Here is a 19,094-nt window from a genome sequence, read left to right on the forward strand (position 1 = left end):
TCGCGACCGGGCCCTCACCGCCCCATCAGCGTCTCGACATGGGCGGCGACGGACTTCGACAGCCCGATCAGGTCGTAGCCGCCCTCCAGGAGCGACACGACCCGGCCGCCGCAGCGACGGTCGGCGATCCCCATCACCTCCCGGGTCGCCCAGGCGAAATCGGCCTCGGTGAGCTTCAGGTTGGCCAGCGGATCGCGCCAATGGGCGTCGAATCCGGCCGAGATCACGATCAGGTCGGGCCGGAACGCGTCGAGCCGCGGCAGCACGCCGTGCGAAAAGGCCTCGCGGAACGTGTCGCCGTCGTCGCCCGCATGCAGCGGCACGTTGACGATGGTGTCGTGGTCGCCGCGCTCCGACGCGGCCCCGGTGCCGGGAAAGAGCGGCATCTGGTGGGTCGAGGCGTAGAGGACGTTCGGATCGTCCCAGAAGATATCCTGCGAGCCGTTGCCGTGATGGACGTCCCAGTCGACCAGGGCGACCCGGGCGGCGCCGTGGTGCTTCCTGGCGTGCCGGGCCGCCACGGCCGCGGTGTTGAACAGGCAGAAGCCCATGGCGCGCTCGCGCTCGGCATGGTGGCCGGGCGGCCGCATCGCCGCGAAGGCGTTGGCGACGCGGCCCTCCATCACCTCGTCGACCGCCCGCACGGCGGCCCCGAGGGCGCGGCGCGCCGCTTCCAGGGAGCCCCGGGACATCACCGTGTCGGAATCGATCACGGTCAATCCCTCGTCCGGCGCCGCCGCGGTGATCGCCGCGACGTAGTTCTCCGGATGGGCCAGCCCCGCGACCGCGAGGTCGGCGAGGGGCGCCTGCTCGCGCACCAGGGCGGCGAAGCGCTCGTCCTCCAGCACCCGCTCGATCACCCGGATGCGGTCGGCCCGCTCGGGGTGCCCCGGCGGCGTGTCGTGATCGAGGGAGGCCGGATGGCAGAGATACAGCGTCGTCATCGTGCCCGCTTCAAGCGTTCCCGTCGGGCCCGTCGGGCCCGTCCCCACCCCGCACCGTGGCAGGGCCATGGCCCGGACGCAACACAGGCGCCGCAACTCGCATGGGAGCGTCATCACCGGCTTCGCGCGCTTACGGCCACGCTCTAGGCTCTGACGACGACTGATTCGCGGGTCCGCCCGCCGCCTTGCAAGGTCCTTCCCCGATGCGCCGCCCCCGTCACGCCCTCAAGACCGTTCTGACGGGGGCCGTTCTCACGGGGACCCTCCTGGCGCTCCCGGGCTGCCTGTACCGCGCCACGCCCGATCCCGAATTGTCGGCCAAGGACAAGGAGTGGATGGCGATGGTGCCGGAGCCCGAGGTCGACCGGCGCTTCGCCCGCTACATGATCGAGGATCCGACCGGGGAGGCCCCCGGCACCATCGTGGTCGAGACGCGCGAGCGCCAGCTCTACTACGTCCTGCCCGACCGCAAGGCGATCCGCTACGGCGTCACCGTCGGTGACGAGGCCTATGGCTGGAGCGGCGCGGCGCGGATCTTCCGCAAGGCCGCCTGGCCCGACTGGCACCCGCCGGCCGAGATGATCAAGCGCTGGCCCCACGTTCACGCCATGCAGGGCGGCCCCGCCAACCCGCTCGGCGCCCGCGCCCTCTACCTGGCGGACGGCACCGGCAAGGACACGCTCTACCGCATCCACGGCACCAACGAGCCGGAGCGGATCGGCCAGGCGGCATCCTCGGGCTGCATCCGGATGCGCAACATCGACGTGGTCGACCTGTACAACCGGGTCGGCGCGGATGCGAAGGTGATCGTGCGGTAGGAGGGCGCCACGGGTCGCATTCCGGGCACGATTCCGTCGGGGCAGTCTCGGGGAAGCCGGCTTCCCGAGGAACTCCCATGTCCCTGACGCAGCAACTCGTCCCCGCCTACGCGCAGATGCTGCGGGCCCTCTCGGGGTGGCTCGACAAGGCGCGCGAGCATCATGGCGCGGAGGCCGACGGGCTGATCTCCCGGCGTCTCGCGCCGGACATGTTCCCGCTGGCGTCGCAGGTGCGCTTCGCCTGCCTGCAGGCCCGGGAGGCGACCTGCCGGCTCCGTGGCGAGCCCCTGCCGCAAGCCCTCGACGACCTGGCCCGCGCGGGACGGGAGGCGGGCGAGCGACCGGGCTCCCTCGCGGAGGCGCAAGCCTGCATCGCCGAGGCCCTCGCCCGGCTCGACGCCCTGGAGCCGCAGGCGCTCGATGCCGGGGCGGACGCGGCCGTCACGCTCGAACTTCCCGGCCTGACCTTCGACATGGTGGGAGACGGCTATGCGCGGGACTGGGCGCTGCCGCAGTTCTACTTTCACCTCGTGACCGCCTACGCGATCCTCCGCAACCAGGGCGTCCCGCTCGGGAAAGCCGATTACGTGCCGCACATGGTCGGCTATCTGCGGGCGGGTTCGCTCCCTCGGCCCTGATCCCCCGACAAGACATCGTCCCGCGAGGGCGGCAGCCCCTCGTCGCGATCCGGGGACTCCTCCTCGGTCGGCTCCAGCGTCGCGAGAGCCGCCGGCAACTCCGTCGCGGGTGCCGCCAGGCCGGCTTCGGGATCGCCGGTGCCGTCGGCGTGGGGGCCGGGCGTCGTCCACGGCCGATCTGCCGGTCTGGATCCGTCTCACGGGTCTCCTGCACGGGCCTGCGACGCCTCGAGGCCAAGGCGACCCGCAACCCTTTGGCAACTCCGTCCCGTTGCCAGGCTTTAACCTGAACCGGGATTCAGATTTCGCCATTAACCTGTCGCAGGTCCCCGGTCCCGCATAGTCCTTCTCACACAGGGACAAGCACCGGCACAACAAAAGCCGGGGAGGCAGAGACAGATGATCACCGCTTCGCTGCAACACTTCTGCAACCGTATCCTTGCCGCCGGCGCCATCAGCCTGGAGGACGTGCGCGAGCTGAACCGCGCCGTGCTGCCCGACGGGCTCACCCACCGCGAGGAAGCCGACATGCTGTTCGGCCTCGACCGGGCGATCCACGCGGCCGACGAAGCCTTCGGCGACTGGCTGGTCGCCGCGACCGTCGATTTCGCGGTGTGGGGCGAGCGTCCGACCGGCCATATCGACGCCGATACCGCCCATTGGCTCGCCGCCTCGCTGGGCTGCGGCCGCGGCCCGACCGCGACGGGCGCCCGCATCGCCGTCGAGGTGGTGCGCGAGGCCGAGACCAACGATCCGGCGCTGATCGGCTTCGCCCTCAGGGCCAACCGGGCCCGGGCCGGCGCCGAGGACGCGGTCGAGGAGATCCTGTCCTACGCCGTCGCCGCGTGAGGGCCGGCGACCGCGGGCGAGGGGACCGAGCTTCTCCGCCCGCCCGGCCACCGGCTTCGTCATCCTCGGCGATCGGAGCCGCCCGCATCGGCTGCTGCCGGCCGATTCGACATTCACTCCATCGACGTGTCAACGCAGGCGGAAGTCTATGAAGGATCCACATTTTTCAGTTGCGGTCCAAATACGATTGCGAATCGTTTGACACGAAGACCCCATTTTACGTGATAGTCAATGAGGTCGGATCACCCTTTGCGGCATGCGGATGGTGATAGTTGCGCTTTTCATCATCAGCACCGTAGCCGACCTCGCCCTTGCAGCGAGCAGAAGGGATATCCTATGGATGCCTATATCTCGATGATCATGCTCTGGAGCGGCAGCATCATCCCGTCGAAATGGATGCCCTGCGAAGGCCAGGAGCTGAATGTTTGGGATCATTACGCACTCTTCAATCTCATCTACACGACCTATGGCGGCGACGGGGAGAAGACATTCAGGCTGCCGGACCTGCGCGACAAGGTTCCAGAAGGATTCGACAAGCAGATGAAATACATCATCTGCGTCGACGGTTATTTCCCGCAATAAGCGGATCCCGCCCCCTCGTGCCATGCCGCCGGGCCGAGAAGCGGCGGCCATCCGCCAGCCTTCCGCCGATGCCTTTCGGGCCGGCGGGGGGGCGGGCCGAGGCGCCCGGGAGCCGCCTTCACGCACCGGCCCTGCACCGAGCCTTCGACGGTGCCTTTGACGGATCGCGGCAACCCTTTGGCAACGCCGTCCCGTTGCCAGGCTTTAACCTGAACCGGGATTCAGATTTCGCCATTAACCTGTCGCAGGTCCCCGGTCCCGCATAGTCCTTCTCACACAGGGACAAGCACCGGCACAACAAAAGCCGGGGAGGCAGAGACAGATGATCACCGCTTCGCTGCAACACTTCTGCAACCGTATCCTCACCGCCGGCGCCATCAGCCTGGAGGACGTGCGCGAGCTGAACCGCGCCGTGCTGCCCGACGGGCTCACCCACCGCGAGGAAGCCGACATGCTGTTCGGCCTCGACCGGGCGATCCACGCGGCCGACGAAGCCTTCGGCGACTGGCTGGTCGCCGCGACCGTCGATTTCGCGGTATGGGGCGAGCGTCCGACCGGCCATATCGACGCCGATACCGCCCATTGGCTCGCCGCCTCGCTGGGCTGCGGCCGCGGCCCGACCGCGACGGGCGCCCGCATCGCCGTCGAGGTGGTGCGCGAGGCCGCGACCAACGATCCGGCGCTGATCGGCTTCGCCCTCAGGGCCAACCGGGCCCGGGCCGGCGCCGAGGACGCGGTCGAGGAGATCCTCTCCTACGCGGTGGCCGCATGAGAGCCGGTTTCGACCGTTTGGCCGAGAACAGCCGGCTTTGCGGCGCGCGCGCCATGCTTTAACGGGGATGAGCTTGGGTGTGACCCACCCCGGCCAGGCTTCCCCCTCAAGGCTCGAGTGCGCGCTCCGATGTTCGACAAGATCCTGATCGCCAACCGCGGCGAGATCGCCTGCCGCATCATCAAGACGGCGCGCCGGATGGGGATCAAGACGGTGGCGGTCTATTCCGACGCCGACCGCGACGCGCTCCACGTCGCCATGGCCGACGAGGCGGTGCATATCGGCCCCGCCGCCGCGGCGCAGTCCTACCTCGTCATCGACAAGATCGTGGAGGCCTGCCGGCAGACCGGCGCGCAGGCGGTCCATCCCGGCTACGGCTTCCTCTCCGAGCGCGAGGCGTTCCCGAAGGCGCTGGAAGCCGCCGGCATCGTCTTCATCGGCCCGAACCCGGGCGCCATCGCCGCCATGGGCGACAAGATCGAGTCGAAGAAGGCGGCGTCCGCGGCCCAGGTCTCGACCGTGCCGGGCTTCCTCGGCGTGATCGAGAGCCCGGAACACGCCGTCACCATCGCCGACGAGATCGGCTATCCGGTGATGATCAAGGCCTCGGCCGGCGGCGGCGGCAAGGGCATGCGCATCGCGCACTCGGCCGGCGAGGTGGCGGAAGGCTTCGCCCGCGCCCGCTCCGAGGCCGCCTCGTCCTTCGGCGACGACCGGGTCTTCGTGGAGAAGTTCATCACCGATCCGCGCCACATCGAGATCCAGGTCATCGGCGACAAGCACGGCAACGTCGTCTATCTCGGCGAGCGCGAATGCTCGATCCAGCGCCGCAACCAGAAGGTCATCGAAGAGGCGCCTTCCCCGCTCCTCGACGAGGCGACCCGGCGCAAGATGGGCGAGCAGGCCGTGGCTCTGGCCAAGGCGGTGAACTACGATTCCGCCGGCACCGTCGAGTTCGTCGCCGGCCAGGACAAGTCGTTCTACTTCCTCGAGATGAACACCCGGCTCCAGGTCGAGCATCCGGTGACCGAGATGATCACCGGCCTCGACCTCGTCGAGCTGATGATCCGGGTCGCGGCCGGCGAGACGCTGCCCCTGGCCCAGGACGACGTGAAGCTCAACGGCTGGGCGGTGGAGAGCCGCGTCTATGCCGAGGATCCGACCCGCAACTTCCTGCCCTCGATCGGCCGGCTCACCACCTACCAGCCGCCGGAGGAGGGCGAGTTCGGCGAGGCGATCGTGCGCAACGACACCGGCGTCGAGGAGGGCAGCGAGATCGCGATCCACTACGACCCGATGATCGCCAAGCTCGTCACCTGGGCGCCGACCCGCCAGGGGGCGATCACCTCGCAGGCCCAGGCCCTCGACGCCTTCGCGATCGACGGCATCCGCCACAACATCCCGTTTCTTTCGGCGCTGATGCACCATCCGCGCTGGCAGGAGGGCCGGCTCTCGACCGGCTTCATCGCGGAGGAATTCCCGAACGGGTTCGAGGCCCCGAAGCCCGCGGGCGAGGTGGCACGCCGGATGGCGGCGGCCGCCGCCGCGATCGACCACCTGCTCAACGAGCGCAAGCGCGGTATCTCAGGGCAAATGCGCGAGCCGTTCCTGCTGCGCTTCGAGCACGAGCGTGTGGTGATGCTCGGCGACCAGCGGTTCGAGGCGATCGTCGAGACCACCAATGACGGGGTCTCGGTCGCCTTCGCGGACGGCACCGAGTGGCAGGTCGACAGCGACTGGCTCCCGGGCGAGCCGGTCTGGACCGGCTTGATCGACGGTGAGCCGGCGGCGATCCAGGTCCGCGCCCTGCTCAACGGCGTGTTCCTGCAGCATGCGGGCGCGGCCGCCGAGGCCCGGGTCTATACGAAGCGCGAGGCGGAGCTGGCCGCGCTGATGCCGGTCAAGGAGGTCGGCGGGTCGGGCAAGCAGCTGCTCTGCCCGATGCCGGGCCTGGTGAAGAGCATCATGGTCACCCCCGGCCAGGAGGTGAAGGCCGGGGAACCGCTGGCCGTCGTCGAGGCGATGAAGATGGAGAACGTGCTGCGCGCCGAGCGCGACGGCACCGTCCAGACCATCCAGGCCAAGGAGGGCGACAGCCTGGCGGTGGACGCGGTGATCCTCGAATTCGCCTGAGGCGGATCGACGGTCCGTGCCGCTCTACTTCGCCTACGGCTCCAACATGGACCGGGCCGCCATGGCCCGGCGCTGCCCCGCCTCGCGGGTGCTCGGCCTCGGCCGGCTCAACCGCCACCGCCTCGTCATCATGCGCGAGGGCTACGCCTCGGTGGAGCGTTTCCCCACCGGGACGGTCTGGGGCGTGCTCTGGGACCTGAGCTTGAGCGACGTGCCCGCCCTCGACCGGTACGAGGGCGTCGCGAGCGGGCTCTACGTCAAGGCGCAGCAGCCGATCTCGACCGAGGGCGGGGTGCGGCGGGCGCTGGTCTATCTCGGGCGCGGCAACGGCGGGGTGCCGCGGCCGGGCTACCTGGAGGGCGTGATCGCGGCGGGCCGTGAGAACGGGTTGCCGGAGATGTATCTGAAGGGGCTGGCGGCGCTGAAGCGCTGATGACCCGCGACGCCCGAATCCTCCCCCGTCTGCGGGGGAGGGTGGCCGCCGGAGGGGGGCGGGAGAGGGGACGCCGCTTTCGGAAAGGTCGCGACCTTTGTGAAGGGCGTTCCCTGGATCAGCGTCGTGCTGCCCCTCTCCCGCAGAGGGGAAAGGGGTGAGCCGCGGTGCTTTACGGAGCGCGGGGAACCAGTCTCACCGCCCCGCTCTGCGCGTCGTAAGCGACGCCGCGATAGAAGCAGTCCCGTCGCCCGGTATGGCAGCAGCCGCCATCGCCGCCGACGCGCACCCGCAGCAGCAGGGCATCCTGGTCGCAATCGACCCGCATCTCGACGAGCGTCTGGATCTGTCCGCTGGTGGCGCCCTTGTGCCAGAGCTCACCGCGCGAGCGCGACCAGTACCAGACCTCGCCGGTGGCCAGCGTCCGGGCGAGCGACTCAGCGTTCATGTGGGCGAGCATCAGGACCGTGCCCGTATCGGCATCGACCGCGAGCGCGGTGATGAGGCCGTCGGGCCCGAAGCGCGGGGTGAAGGCCTCGCCCTCTTCCAGCGCCCGCTTGTCGCCGGGTGGGGCGAAGACCGGAAGCGCAGTCATCGCCGGTCGCGGACCAGGGTGAGGAAGCGGACCTGCTCGGTCGGGTCCTGCTTGAACACGCCGGTGAACTGGGTGGTGATGGTCGAGACGCCGGATTTCTGCACGCCGCGCATCGCCATGCACAGGTGCTCGGCCTCCAGCATCACGGCGACGCCGCGAGGGTGGAGCACCGAGTCGATGGTGTCGGCGATCTGGGCGGTCATCGTCTCCTGGGTCTGGAGCCGGCGGGCGAAGGCGTCGACGACGCGGGCGAGCTTCGACAGGCCGACGACGCCACGCCTCGGGTAATAGGCGATGTGGGCGTGCCCCATGAACGGCACCATGTGATGCTCGCAATGGGAGTGGAAAGGAATGTCGCGCACCAGCACGATGTCGGAATAGCCCTCGACCTCCTCGAACACCCGGTCGAGGATGGCGTCGGCGTCCTGGCGGTAGCCCCCGAAGATCTGCTCGTAGGCCTTCACCACCCGCTGCGGCGTCTCGAGCAGGCCCTCGCGCTCCGGGTCGTCGCCGGCCCAGCGCAGCAGGGTGCGCACGGCGGCCTCGGCCTCCTGGCGGGTCGGCCGCTCGGTGACGCGCTCCGGCCGGGGGGCGTCGCTGCGCTTGTCGGCCGCCTCCGGGGCCCGGACCGACAAGGACTTCAGCACCGCGTCCATCACGCCTCCAAGATCACGGCCACTACCACTCAGAACCGTCCGACCGGGACAGCCATGCCGGGACCGGAGATGCGCCCCTGTCGGGCCGCGCCTCGCACAGCCGGGCAATGCTGCCTATATCGGGAATCCAGCCCGGGCACGCAATGCGCCGGGCGCGCAGCAGGCCACCGCGTTCTCTCGCCCGTCCCTACGTCAATCCCGAGCCCGACAAACCCAAGTCCGACCCGTCCGGTCAAGCCCGATTCGTCCGTCCCGCGGCCCCTCTCGTCCAAAGTACGAATGCCATGCTCGACGACATCTACAATGCCCGCATTCTCTCCCTGGCGGCGGACATCCCCCGCCTCGGCCGGCTGCCGAGCCCGCAGGCGAGCGCGTCCAAGCACTCGAAGCTGTGCGGCTCGACCGTGACGGTGGACCTCGTCACCGAGGGCGGTACCGTCACCGACTTCGCCCACGACGTGAAGGCCTGTGCGCTCGGCCAGGCCGCCTCCTCGCTGATGGGCCGCCACGTCGTCGGCTCGCGCGTGGAGGAGCTGCGCGCATTGCGCGAGACCGTGCGGCGGATGCTGAAGGAGGGCGGGCCGGCGCCCGAGGGCAAGTTCGCGGATTTCGCGGTGCTGGAGCCGGTGCGGGACTTCAAGGCGCGCCACGCCTCGACGCTCCTGACCTTCGACGCGGTGGTCGACGCCCTCGACCAGATCGCCGCCAGGACTGAGGCCAAGACCGAGGCGGTGCCGGCGTGAGACCGGCCCGCCGCGCGGCGCATCTGGCGATTCGCGGCTACCAGCTGACCCTGTCGGGCCTCGTCGGGCGCCAGTGCCGGCACTGGCCCTCCTGCTCGGCCTATACCGACGAGGCGATCCAGCGCCACGGCCTCTGGGCCGGCGGCTGGATGGGCTTCGCCCGGATCTGCCGCTGCGGACCGTTCGGCACCCACGGCATCGATCTCGTGCCGGAGGTGCCGCCGGCCGGCGCCGCCTGGCACCGCCCCTGGGCCTATGCCCGCTGGCGCGGCGTCAACGCGCCGCCGCCGCTCTGCGAGGGCGTCGAGGGCTGAAGGCCCCTGTCATTTCGCCTCGCGGCTGCTATGACGGCGCCGTCCGGTGCGCGGCGAAGCCCGCCGGACGCCGTCCACCACCCGGCTTACCTGCACCGTGCGCAGGAGTGAGCCCCGAGGAGTCTTCATCAGACCATGCCGATCCTAACATTTCCCGATGGCGCCACGCGGTCCTTCGACGGCGCCGTGACCGGCCGCGCCGTCGTCGAGGGCATCGCCAAGTCGCTGGCCAAGCGCACCGTGGCGATGGCCCTCGACGGCACCGTCCGCGACCTCGACGACACCATCGCGGCGGATGCCCGCATCGAGTTCCTCGACCGCACCGACCCGCGGGCCCTGGAGCTGATCCGGCACGATTGCGCCCACGTTCTGGCGGAGGCCGTGCAGTCGCTGTGGCCGGAGACGCAGGTCACGATCGGCCCGGTGATCGAGAACGGCTTCTACTACGACTTCCACCGCGAAACCCCGTTCTCGCCGGACGATTTCCCGGCGATCGAGGCGCGGATGCGCGAGATCATCGCGCGGGACGCCCCCTTCACCAAGGAGGTCTGGGCCCGCGACGACGTGCGCACGCTGTTCGCCGAGAAGGGCGAGGCCTTCAAGGTCGAGCTGGTCGACGCGATCCCGCCGGGCGAGGACCTGCGGATCTACCGCCAGGGCGAGTGGTTCGACCTTTGCCGCGGCCCGCACATGACCTCGACGGGCAAGGTCGGCAGCGCCTTCAAGCTGATGAAGGTAGCCGGTGCCTATTGGCGCGGCGATTCGACGAAGCCGATGCTGAGCCGGATCTACGCCACCGCCTGGGCGAACCAAGCCGATCTCGACGCCTATCTCCACCGCCTGGCCGAGGCGGAGCGCCGCGACCATCGCCGCCTGGGCCGCGAGATGGACCTCTTCCATTTCCAGGAGGAGGGGCCGGGCGTGGTGTTCTGGCACCCGAAGGGCTGGACCCTGTTCCAGTCGCTGATCGCCTACATGCGCCGGCGCCTGAAGGGCGACTATGCCGAGGTGAACGCGCCCCAGATCCTCGACAAGGCGCTGTGGGAGACTTCGGGCCACTGGGACTGGTACCGGGAGAACATGTTCGTCACGAAGACCGAGGACGACCGCGTCTTCGCGATCAAGCCGATGAACTGCCCCGGCCACGTGCAGATCTTCAAGCACGGGCTGAAGTCCTACCGCGACCTGCCGCTGCGGCTGGCCGAGTTCGGCTCGGTCTCGCGCTACGAGCCGTCGGGCGCGCTGCACGGCCTGATGCGGGTGCGCGCCTTCACGCAGGACGATGCCCACGTCTTCTGCACCGAGGACCAGCTCGCCGCCGAGTGCCTGAAGATCAACGACCTGATCCTGAGCACCTACGCCGATTTCGGCTTCGACGAGATCGTGGTGAAGCTCTCGACGCGGCCGGAGAAGCGGGTCGGGTCGGACGCCCTGTGGGACCACGCCGAGGAGGTGATGACCCGGGTGCTGGCCCAGATCGAGGAGCAATCGGGCGGGCGGATCAAGACCGCGATCAATCCGGGGGAGGGCGCCTTCTACGGGCCCAAATTCGAATACGTCCTGCGCGACGCCATCGGCCGCGACTGGCAATGCGGCACGACGCAGGTCGACTTCAACCTGCCGGAGCGGTTCGGCGCCTTCTTCGTCGATGCCGACGGGCAGAAGAAGACCCCGGTGATGGTCCACCGGGCGATCTGCGGCTCGATGGAGCGCTTCACCGGCATCCTGATCGAGCATTTCGCCGGCCATTTCCCGCTCTGGCTGGCGCCGCTCCAGGTCGTGGTGGCGACGATCACCGGCGAGGCCGATCCGTATGCCCGCGAGGTCTTGAAGGCGGCTGACGCGGCGGGGCTCAGGGCCGAGGCCGATCTGCGCAACGAGAAGATCAACTACAAGGTCCGCGAGCATTCGCACGCCAAGGTGCCGGTGATGCTGGTCGTCGGCCGCAAGGAGGGCGAGGAGCGCACCGTCTCGATCCGCCGCCTCGGCAGCCCGCAGAGCCGCACCCTGCCGCTCGACCAGGCCCTGGCCGAGCTGGTGGCCGAGGCGACCTTCCCGGACCTGCGCCGCGCGGAGGCCGTGGCCGACAGCGTGCCGAGCGAGGGCGTGACGCTCGACGGGCAGCACGGGGAAACGCCGGTGCCGTAGGCATGCCTGAACCCTCCCCCTATGCCGGGGAGGGTGGCCCGCTGCGAGTGCAAAGCACGCGTGCGCGGGGCGGGAGAGGGGATACCGCGTCCGGACAGGTCGCGCCCGTCATGACGGGCGCCGCCCGAAACACCCGCACGATCCGGTCGACCGGTCGGAGGATCGATGCGCCTCGACCGGCCCCGACCCTCTCTGCGGCGTCTTCAGCACCGCGACCGACGCCAGGCTCACCCCGACGGGCCAGACCCCGTCGGCACAGGCCATCACGTCGGCCTCCCGCCGGACCTGTTGCGCGAGCATTCCCATTGCCGCGGCCTTCGCGGCGAGCGGATCGGCGATATCGCCGTGCAGGCCCGCCGCCAGGGCGGCGAGACGCTCTTGTTCGTGGAACACGGCGTCGATGCGACGTCGATCGTCCCGGCGGCGCGGGACGCGCGCCGCCGGGCCGCCGTAGCGTTTTTCTCGCGGACGTGCGTCCCGCTACTGCGTGAGCCTCGCCATCTTGAGCGCCTGGTCGAACATCGCGTTCAGGGCGGCGGTGATCTTGTCGGGACCGTCGGCGGTGGTGAAGTAGCCCGGCGAGGCGCAATCCTGAAGCGGCTTGGCCAAGGTCGGGCTGATGCCGTTGACCCGGTTGTTCTCCCAGGCCACGCCGCCGCCCCTGTCGACGAAGCTGATCTGGTTGTAGGGAATGTAGAGGATCGAGATCGTCGCCCCGGCCGCCTTCAGTGCGTCGCAGGTCTTCGGGTCGATCGCGGACGGCTGGGAACCGTCCCAGTTGGCATTGGCGTAACCCTTGAACTTCGACGGCCATCCGGGATAGGCATATTTGCCGTTGCTCATCGTGTAGAAGTGCTGGCCGTTCTGCATTCCGTCGGTGACCAGGAACACGAACGGCCTGCGGTTCGTGGCGCTCGATCCGTCGCCGAACCCGTTCGCACCGACGATTCCCTTCATCTGGGGGAACGCGGTCTCGAAATGGGTACCGCCCGAGCCGGTGCCGGTGGTCGGGTCGCCGGAGGTGTAGAGCTGCGTCGCCCCGGTATCCAGAAGGTTGGTGAAGGCCAGCGGCCAGGTCGCGGAGCACTGCGCCGACGTTTTGAGGGAATTCATGTCGCTGGTGAGACTGGCCAGCGTCGCCAACTGGTTGATGAACGGATAGATCCCGACCCGATACTGGTTCGGCACGGTCGGGAACGAGGCCCGCTTGAGCACGTCGCACACCGCGTTGTTCACGGCATCCGAGCGCAGCTGGATCTTGCCGGCCGCCAAGGTCCAGCCGATGAAGTCGGTCGAGGTATGTCCATCCCTCTTGAAGTGGCAGGCGAACTGGCAGCCCTGCTTGTAGTCACCCACCATGTCGGTGTTGCTTTTGGCGAGATTCGCCATGCCGTCCGTCGTCGCGGGCAGGCCCATCGAGCCCGACACGTCGACCATCAGGTAGAAGTCGAAGTAGCTCGGCAGGTCGACCGAGGCGGTGATCGTGTTCGCCACCGTCGAGGTCGCCACCATGAACAGCTTCGAGAAGCTGTTCTGGATCGTCGCCGTGTAGGAGATGGACGAACTGATGGTCTGCCCGTTGATCGTCACCGTGGGAGCCGTGAGGCTCACGGTCGACAGCGGGACGCTGCCGGCATTGACGTTGAAGGTGTTGGTCGCCTGGGTCTCGCCCGCCTTCTTGGCCGCCGCCGCCACGTTGGTCTCGCCGGAATGGGCGGCGATGTAGGCCTTGGCGGTGACGATGGCGGCCATCGCCGCCGCATCCGCCGCCCGGTCGAGCCGCGCCCGGTTGGTGACGGTCATGCCGTAATCGACGCCGAGGCCGATCAGGCCGACGATCGGGATCAGGCTGAGCCCGAACAGCACGTTGATGCTGCCGTCGCGGGCCTTGACGAACGACGCCGCGGTCGCGGCGAACCGGGATGCGCAGGTCAGCATTTCGTGGCGATCCAGTCGTTGTTGGTGGTGTCGTAGTCGACGCGGGTGGCGTAGCGCGGCTGGACGTAGGCCGAGCGTGCGATCGTGATCGACGGCAGGTAGCGGGCGCCGAAGGTCGGCGTGAAGGTGAACAGGACGTCGATCACCACCATCGCGGCCGGCCCGAACAGCGAGCGCGGCAGGGCCGTCCGGCTCGGGGGGGCCTTGTTGTCCGCCGCGATCTGGGGGGTGCCGCAGGGCCGGTAGGCCGGCCCGGCATCCGGCTGCTGGGTGCCGGTGCTGGTCCAGGCCACGTCGGCGCGGTAGCAGGCGCTCTGGTCGGTGGAGTCGGCGCAGTTGGTCGCGGTCTGGGTGAAGGTGATGCCGGCGTAGTTGATCGTGATGACCTGCGACCAGGCGCGGTTCTGGCGCTTGCCCTCGGCCATCAGGTACGGAAACAGCACCATCGCCGCGTCGAAGCTGAAATGCAGGTCGCTCGCGTTCACGGTCGCGATGGTCGAATTGCCGACGGGCCTGGCCTGCGAGATCATCTGGCTGATCGATTCGACCACCCGCTCGACCTTGCGCACGGCGTTGATGTAGGAGATGACCTGAAGCCCGCCGAGCATGACGATCAGGAGCGTGGGCAGGATCATCGCCAGTTCGACGGCCGCGAGACCGTCCTCGGCGGCGCGAAAAGCGCGGATCCGACGGATGAGTGCCCGGCGCATCAGTATTGCTCGACGCGGAAGGCGGCGGTCGAGACCAGCAGGTAGGCCGCCTTGCCCTTGTAGGTCACCGCGGGAGCGAGCCAGGACGTCAGCACCGACGGCAGCAAGGTGATCGGATAGATCACCTGGAGGTACTGGTACTGCCCCTGCGTGCCGAGGGTGAACTGGCCGTTGCCCGGCGTCAGCGCCGGCAGCGTCAACCCGCTCTGGTCGGAGGCCACGAAGGCGTAATAGCCCTGGCTCGGGGTCACGACATACAGGTTGACGATGAGATCGCCGCAGGACATCGCCGACGGCAGGGCACTGCACAGCACCTGGGTGAAGGTCGAGAGATTCGGCGGCGGGTTCGTCGTCTGGGCTTTGCCGACGATGACCTGTCGCGACGCCTGCTCGATGGCGTTATCCAACCTCTGATTGAAGTACAGGATCTCGGCGACGACCATCGTGAACAGGATGGTCGCGATGAACATCATGCCGACCAGGGCGAACTCGACGGTCGTCGATCCCTTCTCGTCACGAATGAGGCTAGGCACGCACCGCATGCCGGCAACGTAGGGTCAGCCGGTTAAAGACCCGGTAATCGGATCCTGGAGACTCGGGGGATCCGCCGTGATGCTGCTCCGTGACGGCGAAACCTCTCGGTCACCGACGATTCGGCCCGGTCGGGAGGCCTTGGCGTACGGTGCGTCCCACCATCGCCGCTCCAGCTGTCACGGATCTTTGGCGATCGCCTCGATGTCGCGGTCGACGCCGCTCTCGACCTTGAAGTCCTGGGTGTAGACCTTGCCGTCGTGGCGGGCGATGAGCTGGTACTCGCCCTCCGCGAGGGTCACCTGCGGGAAGGCGCCGATCGCCTCGCGGATCGTGTCGCCGCCCGGCGTCAGCACGCTGAAGGCGGTACCGGCGAAGGCTTCGGTACCCGGGGAGGCGACGAGCTTCAGAGTCACGGTGGCGGCGCGGTGGTTCAGGGTCGCGTCGGTGAGGCGGCCGTTCTCGACCTTCAGGTCGGCGCGCTGGATCGCGTTGGAATCGCCCCAGGTCGAGACGACGTGATAGGTGCCCTCCGGCAGGCGCACGACCTCACCGGCCTTGACGCCGTCGCGGACGAGCCGCCCCTCCGGGTTGTTGCCGATCGGCACGAAGACCGCGAAGGCGAGCTGGCCGGGGGCGATCTTCGTCTCGCCGACCGCGCCGGCGAGGCGCAAGGCCCCGGCATTGACGGTGAGCTGCTCGCTGCCCGCACCGGAATTCAGGGTCACGCGCTTCGAGGTGCTGACGAAGCCGTAGGTGACGTTGGCGAGGTAGCTGCCGGGGGGCAGCCGGAAGGTCGGCTGCGCCTCCTCGGAGCGGGCGAGCACCACCGGCTTGCCGCCCTCCGGCCGGTCCTCGTAGATCCGCCAGGTCAGGCCGCCGCGCAGCGGCTTGGCCTCGCTCGTCAGCACCGCCCGCAAGGACAGGCTGGCCTCGGCGGGGGCCGGCGCCGGGGGAGGGCCCTGGGTCACGCCCTGCGGCGCGACCCCCTGAGGCGCGATCCCCTGGGGCGGCTCGCCCTGGGATACGACGGCCGGCGGCTGGCCGGGGGTCTGGGCGAGTGCCGCCCCGCCCGAGAGCGCGACGAGCGCCAGGGCCTTACCGAACCGCCGTCTCGCCCGCATCATCGTCGTCCCTCTTCAGGAGCTCACTCGCCGCCGCCATCAGGTTGCCGACCGAGAGCGGGCGGAACTTGAACTCGACCACGTGCTTGCCCGCCGGCACCTCGACCCCGCGGAAGAGCAGGTTGGTGCGCAGGATCGGGCGGCGGGCGCCGTCGACCCGGGCCTGCCAGCCCGGATAGAAGATGTCGTGCAGCACCAGCACGCTGTCGCGGTCGGTCTCGACCTCCACCGTGACGACATTGCGGCGATAGGCGAGGATCGTCGCGGTGCCCTTGGCGGCGGTGACCGGGGCGGCCGGGTCCTTGAGCCCGAACTCGCCCTTGATCTTGGGCACGCTGTCCTGGTCGACCAGCGCGGTTTCGGTGCCTTCGAACTCGGGCAGCTCGTCCTGGTTCAGCACGCTCTCGGAATCGACCGGGACCAGGCGGGTCGCCAGGTAGGCGCGGGGCTTGGCCGGATCGAGGCGGTAGATCCACATCTCGCCCGAGCCGTAGAGGAGCTTGGCGCCGGTCAGCTGCGGGAAGTGCTTCGGCAGCCGCTCGGCCGAACGGTCGAGGACGAGGTATTCGAGGCCGAGCAGGCTCGCCAGCCGCGAGCGATAGCCGCGGAACAGGCCGGGGAACTGGCGCAGGTTCGGGTCGGCGGCGTTCTCGCCGGGGCCGACGGCGCGCTCGTAATCGGCGAGCCGCAGGGGATTGTAGCCGATCGTGTCCTCGAGCCCGAGCACCATCGAGGCGTTCTGCCAGGCGCCGCCGAGGCCGAGGATCTCGACGCGGGGATGCTCGCCCTTGGCGTGGCGGGCGTCGAGTTCGGCCTTCAGGAGCGTCAGGCCCTGGAGCTGCTCCGGCGGCAGGTGCTGGAACACCGCGTAGCGGCCCGCCGGCTCGGCGTTGAGCGAGGAGCCGGCATTGCGCCAGACCAGCTCGGCGCCGAGCAGCGCGACGAGGCAGGAGGCGGCCACCACCCGCCGGCGCGGGCCGGCGCGCAGCATCACGAGGACGGCGAGGAGCGCGATCCCGCTACCGATCAGCCCGTCGCGCAGGGCGTCGGGCAGGTGATGGGCCCGGGCTGCGTAGCGGTAGGAGACCCATGCGATCCCCGCCAGGATGGCGAGCGCCACGGCCGGCCGGGCGAGGCGGAGGACCCGTACGAGCCCCGCATTCCCGGCCGGAAGGCGCGGCGCGCCCTCGGTGACGTAGCGGTGGACGAGGTAGCCCGCCGTGAGCGCGAGCCCGATGTTGATGAGGAAGGTCGCGTCGGCGGGCCGGCGGTAGAGGTCGACGCCCGGCATGTGGTCGAAGACCGGCGCGAAGAGCGGGGTGTAGCGCCCGAGCGCGTACAGGATCGCGGCGCCGAGCACGATGACCGGATAGCGGATCTCCCGGGCGGCGAGGCGCCCTCCGGCGATGCCGTGCCAGAGGATCAGCACGGCCGGCAGGGTTCCGGCGAACAGGTAGTTCACCGCCCGGTCGGTCCAGGTGTTGCCGTCCATCGACTGCCAGTCCGGCCCCCAGTAATCGTAGGTCCAGCGCAGGGACCCGAACACGTCGGCGAAGAGCGCTGTGGCGAAGCTCGAGGGCGGCAGCGAGCCCATGATCGCCGCCCCGTAGCCGAAGGACGGCCGGGTCGAGGTCATCAGGAACTGCATGGTCAGGAGCGAGGGCACGGCGAGCAGCGCACCCCCGACCAGCGCCATCACGGCGAGCACGCCGATTCGGGCGCGCAGGTACGAGAGCGGCGCCGGCGCCGTCAGGATCGCGTGCACGGCGACGCCGATCAGGCTCAGGCCGCACAGGAACGCCACCTGGTCGCGGCCGACCGTCATCACGGCGGCCACGACCGCGAAGGCGAGGCCGTAGGCGTAGGAGCGGCGCGCCAGCGCCTCCTCCAGGAGCCACCAGGCCAGCGGCACGAAGCCGTAGGAGATGATCATGCCGGTATGCTGCAGCCGCGCCGAGGCCGAGCCGCCGAGCACGAACACCATCGCGGCCGCGACCGCGCCGGCGGCGTGCCAGCCGCGGCGGCGGAACAGCAGCAGCATCGCGACCGCGCCGGGAATCAGGTGGGCGAACACCACCGCGTCGAACAGCTCCATCGACGGCGACGGGTCGAGCCACGCGAAGAGCAGCATGGTCGGGGTGAAGAGGAGCGATTGCGGATCGGCGACCGAGGGGTGGCCGGCGAAGTGGTAGGGGTTCCAGAGCGGCAATTCGCCGTTGGCGAGGGCGGCGCCGAGGTAGCGCAGCATCGGGTAGAAATGGTTCTTGGAATCCCACGGCACCACCGTGCCGGTGAGCGGCCAGATCGCGGCGGCGGCGGCCCAGAACAGCATCACGGCGGCCAGCGCCAGCCAGAACTCCCGGGGAGTCCAGCGATGGGCGAGGGGGGCGGGGGAGCGCGTCATCGTGCGGTCGGCGTCCTCGGCACCGGCTCCGCCGGCGCTCAGCTTCTCGTCGCGCCCGGACGTGGCCGTCCGGGGCGGAATGGTGCTTAAAGGGGATATCGGGGCGCCAGGATGGCAATCCGCCCTACCGGCGTCTCGCCACGTCGGCAGCCCGCCATCCTGCCCCGCTCGTGATAGCTCAAGCCACTGAAGCCGAGATGAACGCAACCCTCGACCTCCTCCGCACCCGCCGCTCGGTCCCCCCGGTCCAACTCGCCGGCCCCGGCCCTTCCTCTGAGGAGCTGGACGCGATCCTGTCCGCCGCCTCCAGGGTACCGGACCACGGCAAGCTCGCGCCCTGGCGCTTCATCGTGATCGAGGGCGAGGGGCAGGCCCGCATCGGCCGCGTGGTGGCCGAGGCCTACCGGTCCGACCATCCGGAGGCCGACGACAAGCGCCTCGCCCTGGAGGCCGGGCGCCTGGCGCACGCCCCCCTGGTGATCGCCGTGGTGTCGCGGGCCGGCCCGCACGTGAAGATCCCGGACTGGGAGCAGGTGCTGTCGGCGGGCGCCGTCGCGATGAACCTGATCGTCGCCGCCAATGCGCTGGGCTTCCGCACCGCCTGGCTCACCGAGTGGATGGCCTATGACCGCCGGGTGCTCGACGCGCTCGGCCTCGACCCGGCCGAGCGCCTGGCGGGCTTCGTCCATGTCGGCCGGGCCGGCGAGGTGCCGCCCGACCGGCCGCGGCCGGCGCTGACTGAGATCGTGACGCGGTACTGAG

The 19,094-nt window shown here is 69.7% G+C and carries 20 protein-coding genes; 11 read left to right on the forward strand and 9 right to left on the reverse strand.

Features of this window, described 5'->3' with window-relative positions:
* Positions 1 to 14: 14 nt before the first annotated feature.
* Positions 15 to 944 (reverse strand): histone deacetylase family protein, encoded by a 930-nt coding sequence (locus tag G4G93_RS30580; protein WP_165090568.1) that lies wholly within the window; start codon positions 942 to 944, stop codon positions 15 to 17.
* A gap of 203 nt (positions 945 to 1,147) precedes the next feature.
* Between G4G93_RS30580 and G4G93_RS30585 the strand changes: the two genes are divergently transcribed.
* The 7 genes from G4G93_RS30585 to G4G93_RS30615 all read left to right on the forward strand — a co-directional run bounded on the left by G4G93_RS30585 (position 1,148) and on the right by G4G93_RS30615 (position 7,169).
* Positions 1,148 to 1,762, forward strand: a complete 615-nt coding sequence (locus G4G93_RS30585; RefSeq protein WP_165090570.1) for a L,D-transpeptidase — start codon at positions 1,148 to 1,150, stop codon at positions 1,760 to 1,762.
* A gap of 77 nt (positions 1,763 to 1,839) precedes the next feature.
* Entirely contained in the window at positions 1,840 to 2,400 is a 561-nt protein-coding gene (locus G4G93_RS30590; protein WP_165090572.1) for a DUF1993 family protein, read from the forward strand.
* A 399-nt stretch (positions 2,401 to 2,799) separates the two neighbouring features.
* The gene (locus G4G93_RS30595) at positions 2,800 to 3,249 is read left to right on the forward strand and encodes a hypothetical protein (protein ID WP_165090574.1); all 450 of its coding nucleotides are present in this window, start codon (positions 2,800 to 2,802) and stop codon (positions 3,247 to 3,249) included.
* Between the two features lie 336 nt (positions 3,250 to 3,585).
* Positions 3,586 to 3,831: a phage tail protein gene (locus G4G93_RS30600; RefSeq protein ID WP_165090576.1), complete on the forward strand. Its 246-nt coding sequence runs from the start codon at positions 3,586 to 3,588 to the stop codon at positions 3,829 to 3,831.
* 322 nt (positions 3,832 to 4,153) lie between these two features.
* Complete coding sequence (locus tag G4G93_RS30605; protein WP_165090578.1) at positions 4,154 to 4,603, forward strand: hypothetical protein; 450 nt, start codon at positions 4,154 to 4,156, stop codon at positions 4,601 to 4,603.
* 129 nt (positions 4,604 to 4,732) lie between these two features.
* Positions 4,733 to 6,736 (forward strand): acetyl/propionyl/methylcrotonyl-CoA carboxylase subunit alpha, encoded by a 2,004-nt coding sequence (locus G4G93_RS30610; RefSeq protein WP_165090580.1) that lies wholly within the window; start codon positions 4,733 to 4,735, stop codon positions 6,734 to 6,736.
* Positions 6,737 to 6,752: 16 nt separating this feature from the next.
* Complete coding sequence (locus G4G93_RS30615; RefSeq protein ID WP_165090582.1) at positions 6,753 to 7,169, forward strand: gamma-glutamylcyclotransferase family protein; 417 nt, start codon at positions 6,753 to 6,755, stop codon at positions 7,167 to 7,169.
* A 172-nt stretch (positions 7,170 to 7,341) separates the two neighbouring features.
* On the opposite strand, the gene hisI is transcribed toward G4G93_RS30615, so the two are convergent.
* Together hisI and folE are read right to left on the reverse strand one after the other, a co-directional pair.
* Positions 7,342 to 7,764 carry a phosphoribosyl-AMP cyclohydrolase gene (hisI, locus tag G4G93_RS30620; protein ID WP_165090584.1) on the reverse strand — a complete coding sequence of 141 codons (423 nt, stop codon included), beginning with the start codon at positions 7,762 to 7,764 and terminating at the stop codon, positions 7,342 to 7,344.
* The gene (folE, locus tag G4G93_RS30625; RefSeq protein ID WP_165090586.1) at positions 7,761 to 8,420 is read right to left on the reverse strand and encodes a GTP cyclohydrolase I FolE; all 660 of its coding nucleotides are present in this window, start codon (positions 8,418 to 8,420) and stop codon (positions 7,761 to 7,763) included. The genes hisI and folE overlap by 4 nt, the downstream gene beginning before the upstream one ends.
* A gap of 284 nt (positions 8,421 to 8,704) precedes the next feature.
* On the opposite strand from folE, the gene G4G93_RS30630 reads away from it, so the two are divergent.
* The 3 genes from G4G93_RS30630 (at position 8,705) to thrS (ending at position 11,625) form a co-directional block, all read left to right on the forward strand.
* Positions 8,705 to 9,163, forward strand: coding sequence for an iron-sulfur cluster assembly scaffold protein (locus tag G4G93_RS30630; RefSeq protein ID WP_165090588.1), 459 nt, complete (start codon positions 8,705 to 8,707; stop codon positions 9,161 to 9,163).
* Entirely contained in the window at positions 9,160 to 9,477 is a 318-nt protein-coding gene (gene yidD / locus G4G93_RS30635; protein ID WP_165090591.1) for a membrane protein insertion efficiency factor YidD, read from the forward strand. The genes G4G93_RS30630 and yidD overlap by 4 nt, the downstream gene beginning before the upstream one ends.
* Positions 9,478 to 9,612: 135 nt before the next feature.
* A complete protein-coding gene (thrS, locus tag G4G93_RS30640) occupies positions 9,613 to 11,625 on the forward strand; it encodes a threonine--tRNA ligase (RefSeq protein WP_165090594.1) in 2,013 nt (670 codons plus the stop codon).
* Between the two features lie 108 nt (positions 11,626 to 11,733).
* Here thrS and G4G93_RS30645 read toward each other — a convergent pair whose 3' ends face one another.
* From G4G93_RS30645 to G4G93_RS30670, 6 genes are all read right to left on the reverse strand, one after another.
* Entirely contained in the window at positions 11,734 to 12,018 is a 285-nt protein-coding gene (locus G4G93_RS30645) for a hypothetical protein (protein WP_246737126.1), read from the reverse strand.
* Positions 12,019 to 12,105: 87 nt separating this feature from the next.
* Positions 12,106 to 13,563 (reverse strand): pilus assembly protein TadG-related protein, encoded by a 1,458-nt coding sequence (locus tag G4G93_RS30650; RefSeq protein ID WP_165090596.1) that lies wholly within the window; start codon positions 13,561 to 13,563, stop codon positions 12,106 to 12,108.
* On the reverse strand, positions 13,557 to 14,273 hold the full coding sequence (locus G4G93_RS30655; RefSeq protein WP_165090598.1) for a TadE/TadG family type IV pilus assembly protein: 717 nt from the start codon (positions 14,271 to 14,273) through the stop codon (positions 13,557 to 13,559). Before G4G93_RS30655 ends, G4G93_RS30650 begins: the two co-directional genes overlap by 7 nt.
* Positions 14,273 to 14,815: a TadE/TadG family type IV pilus assembly protein gene (locus G4G93_RS30660; RefSeq protein WP_165090600.1), complete on the reverse strand. Its 543-nt coding sequence runs from the start codon at positions 14,813 to 14,815 to the stop codon at positions 14,273 to 14,275. Before G4G93_RS30660 ends, G4G93_RS30655 begins: the two co-directional genes overlap by 1 nt.
* A 168-nt stretch (positions 14,816 to 14,983) precedes the next feature.
* The gene (locus G4G93_RS30665) at positions 14,984 to 15,931 is read right to left on the reverse strand and encodes a hypothetical protein (RefSeq protein ID WP_165090602.1); all 948 of its coding nucleotides are present in this window, start codon (positions 15,929 to 15,931) and stop codon (positions 14,984 to 14,986) included.
* Complete coding sequence (locus tag G4G93_RS30670) at positions 15,903 to 18,332, reverse strand: YfhO family protein (RefSeq protein WP_165090604.1); 2,430 nt, start codon at positions 18,330 to 18,332, stop codon at positions 15,903 to 15,905. The genes G4G93_RS30665 and G4G93_RS30670 overlap by 29 nt, the downstream gene beginning before the upstream one ends.
* 197 nt (positions 18,333 to 18,529) lie before the next feature.
* On the opposite strand from G4G93_RS30670, the gene G4G93_RS30675 reads away from it, so the two are divergent.
* Entirely contained in the window at positions 18,530 to 19,093 is a 564-nt protein-coding gene (locus tag G4G93_RS30675; protein ID WP_165090606.1) for a nitroreductase, read from the forward strand.
* The last annotated feature ends 1 nt before the right edge of the window (position 19,094 follow it).

The sequence above is a fragment of the Methylobacterium sp. DB0501 genome (assembly GCF_011043735.1).
Taxonomy (GTDB): domain Bacteria; phylum Pseudomonadota; class Alphaproteobacteria; order Rhizobiales; family Beijerinckiaceae; genus Methylobacterium; species Methylobacterium alsaeris.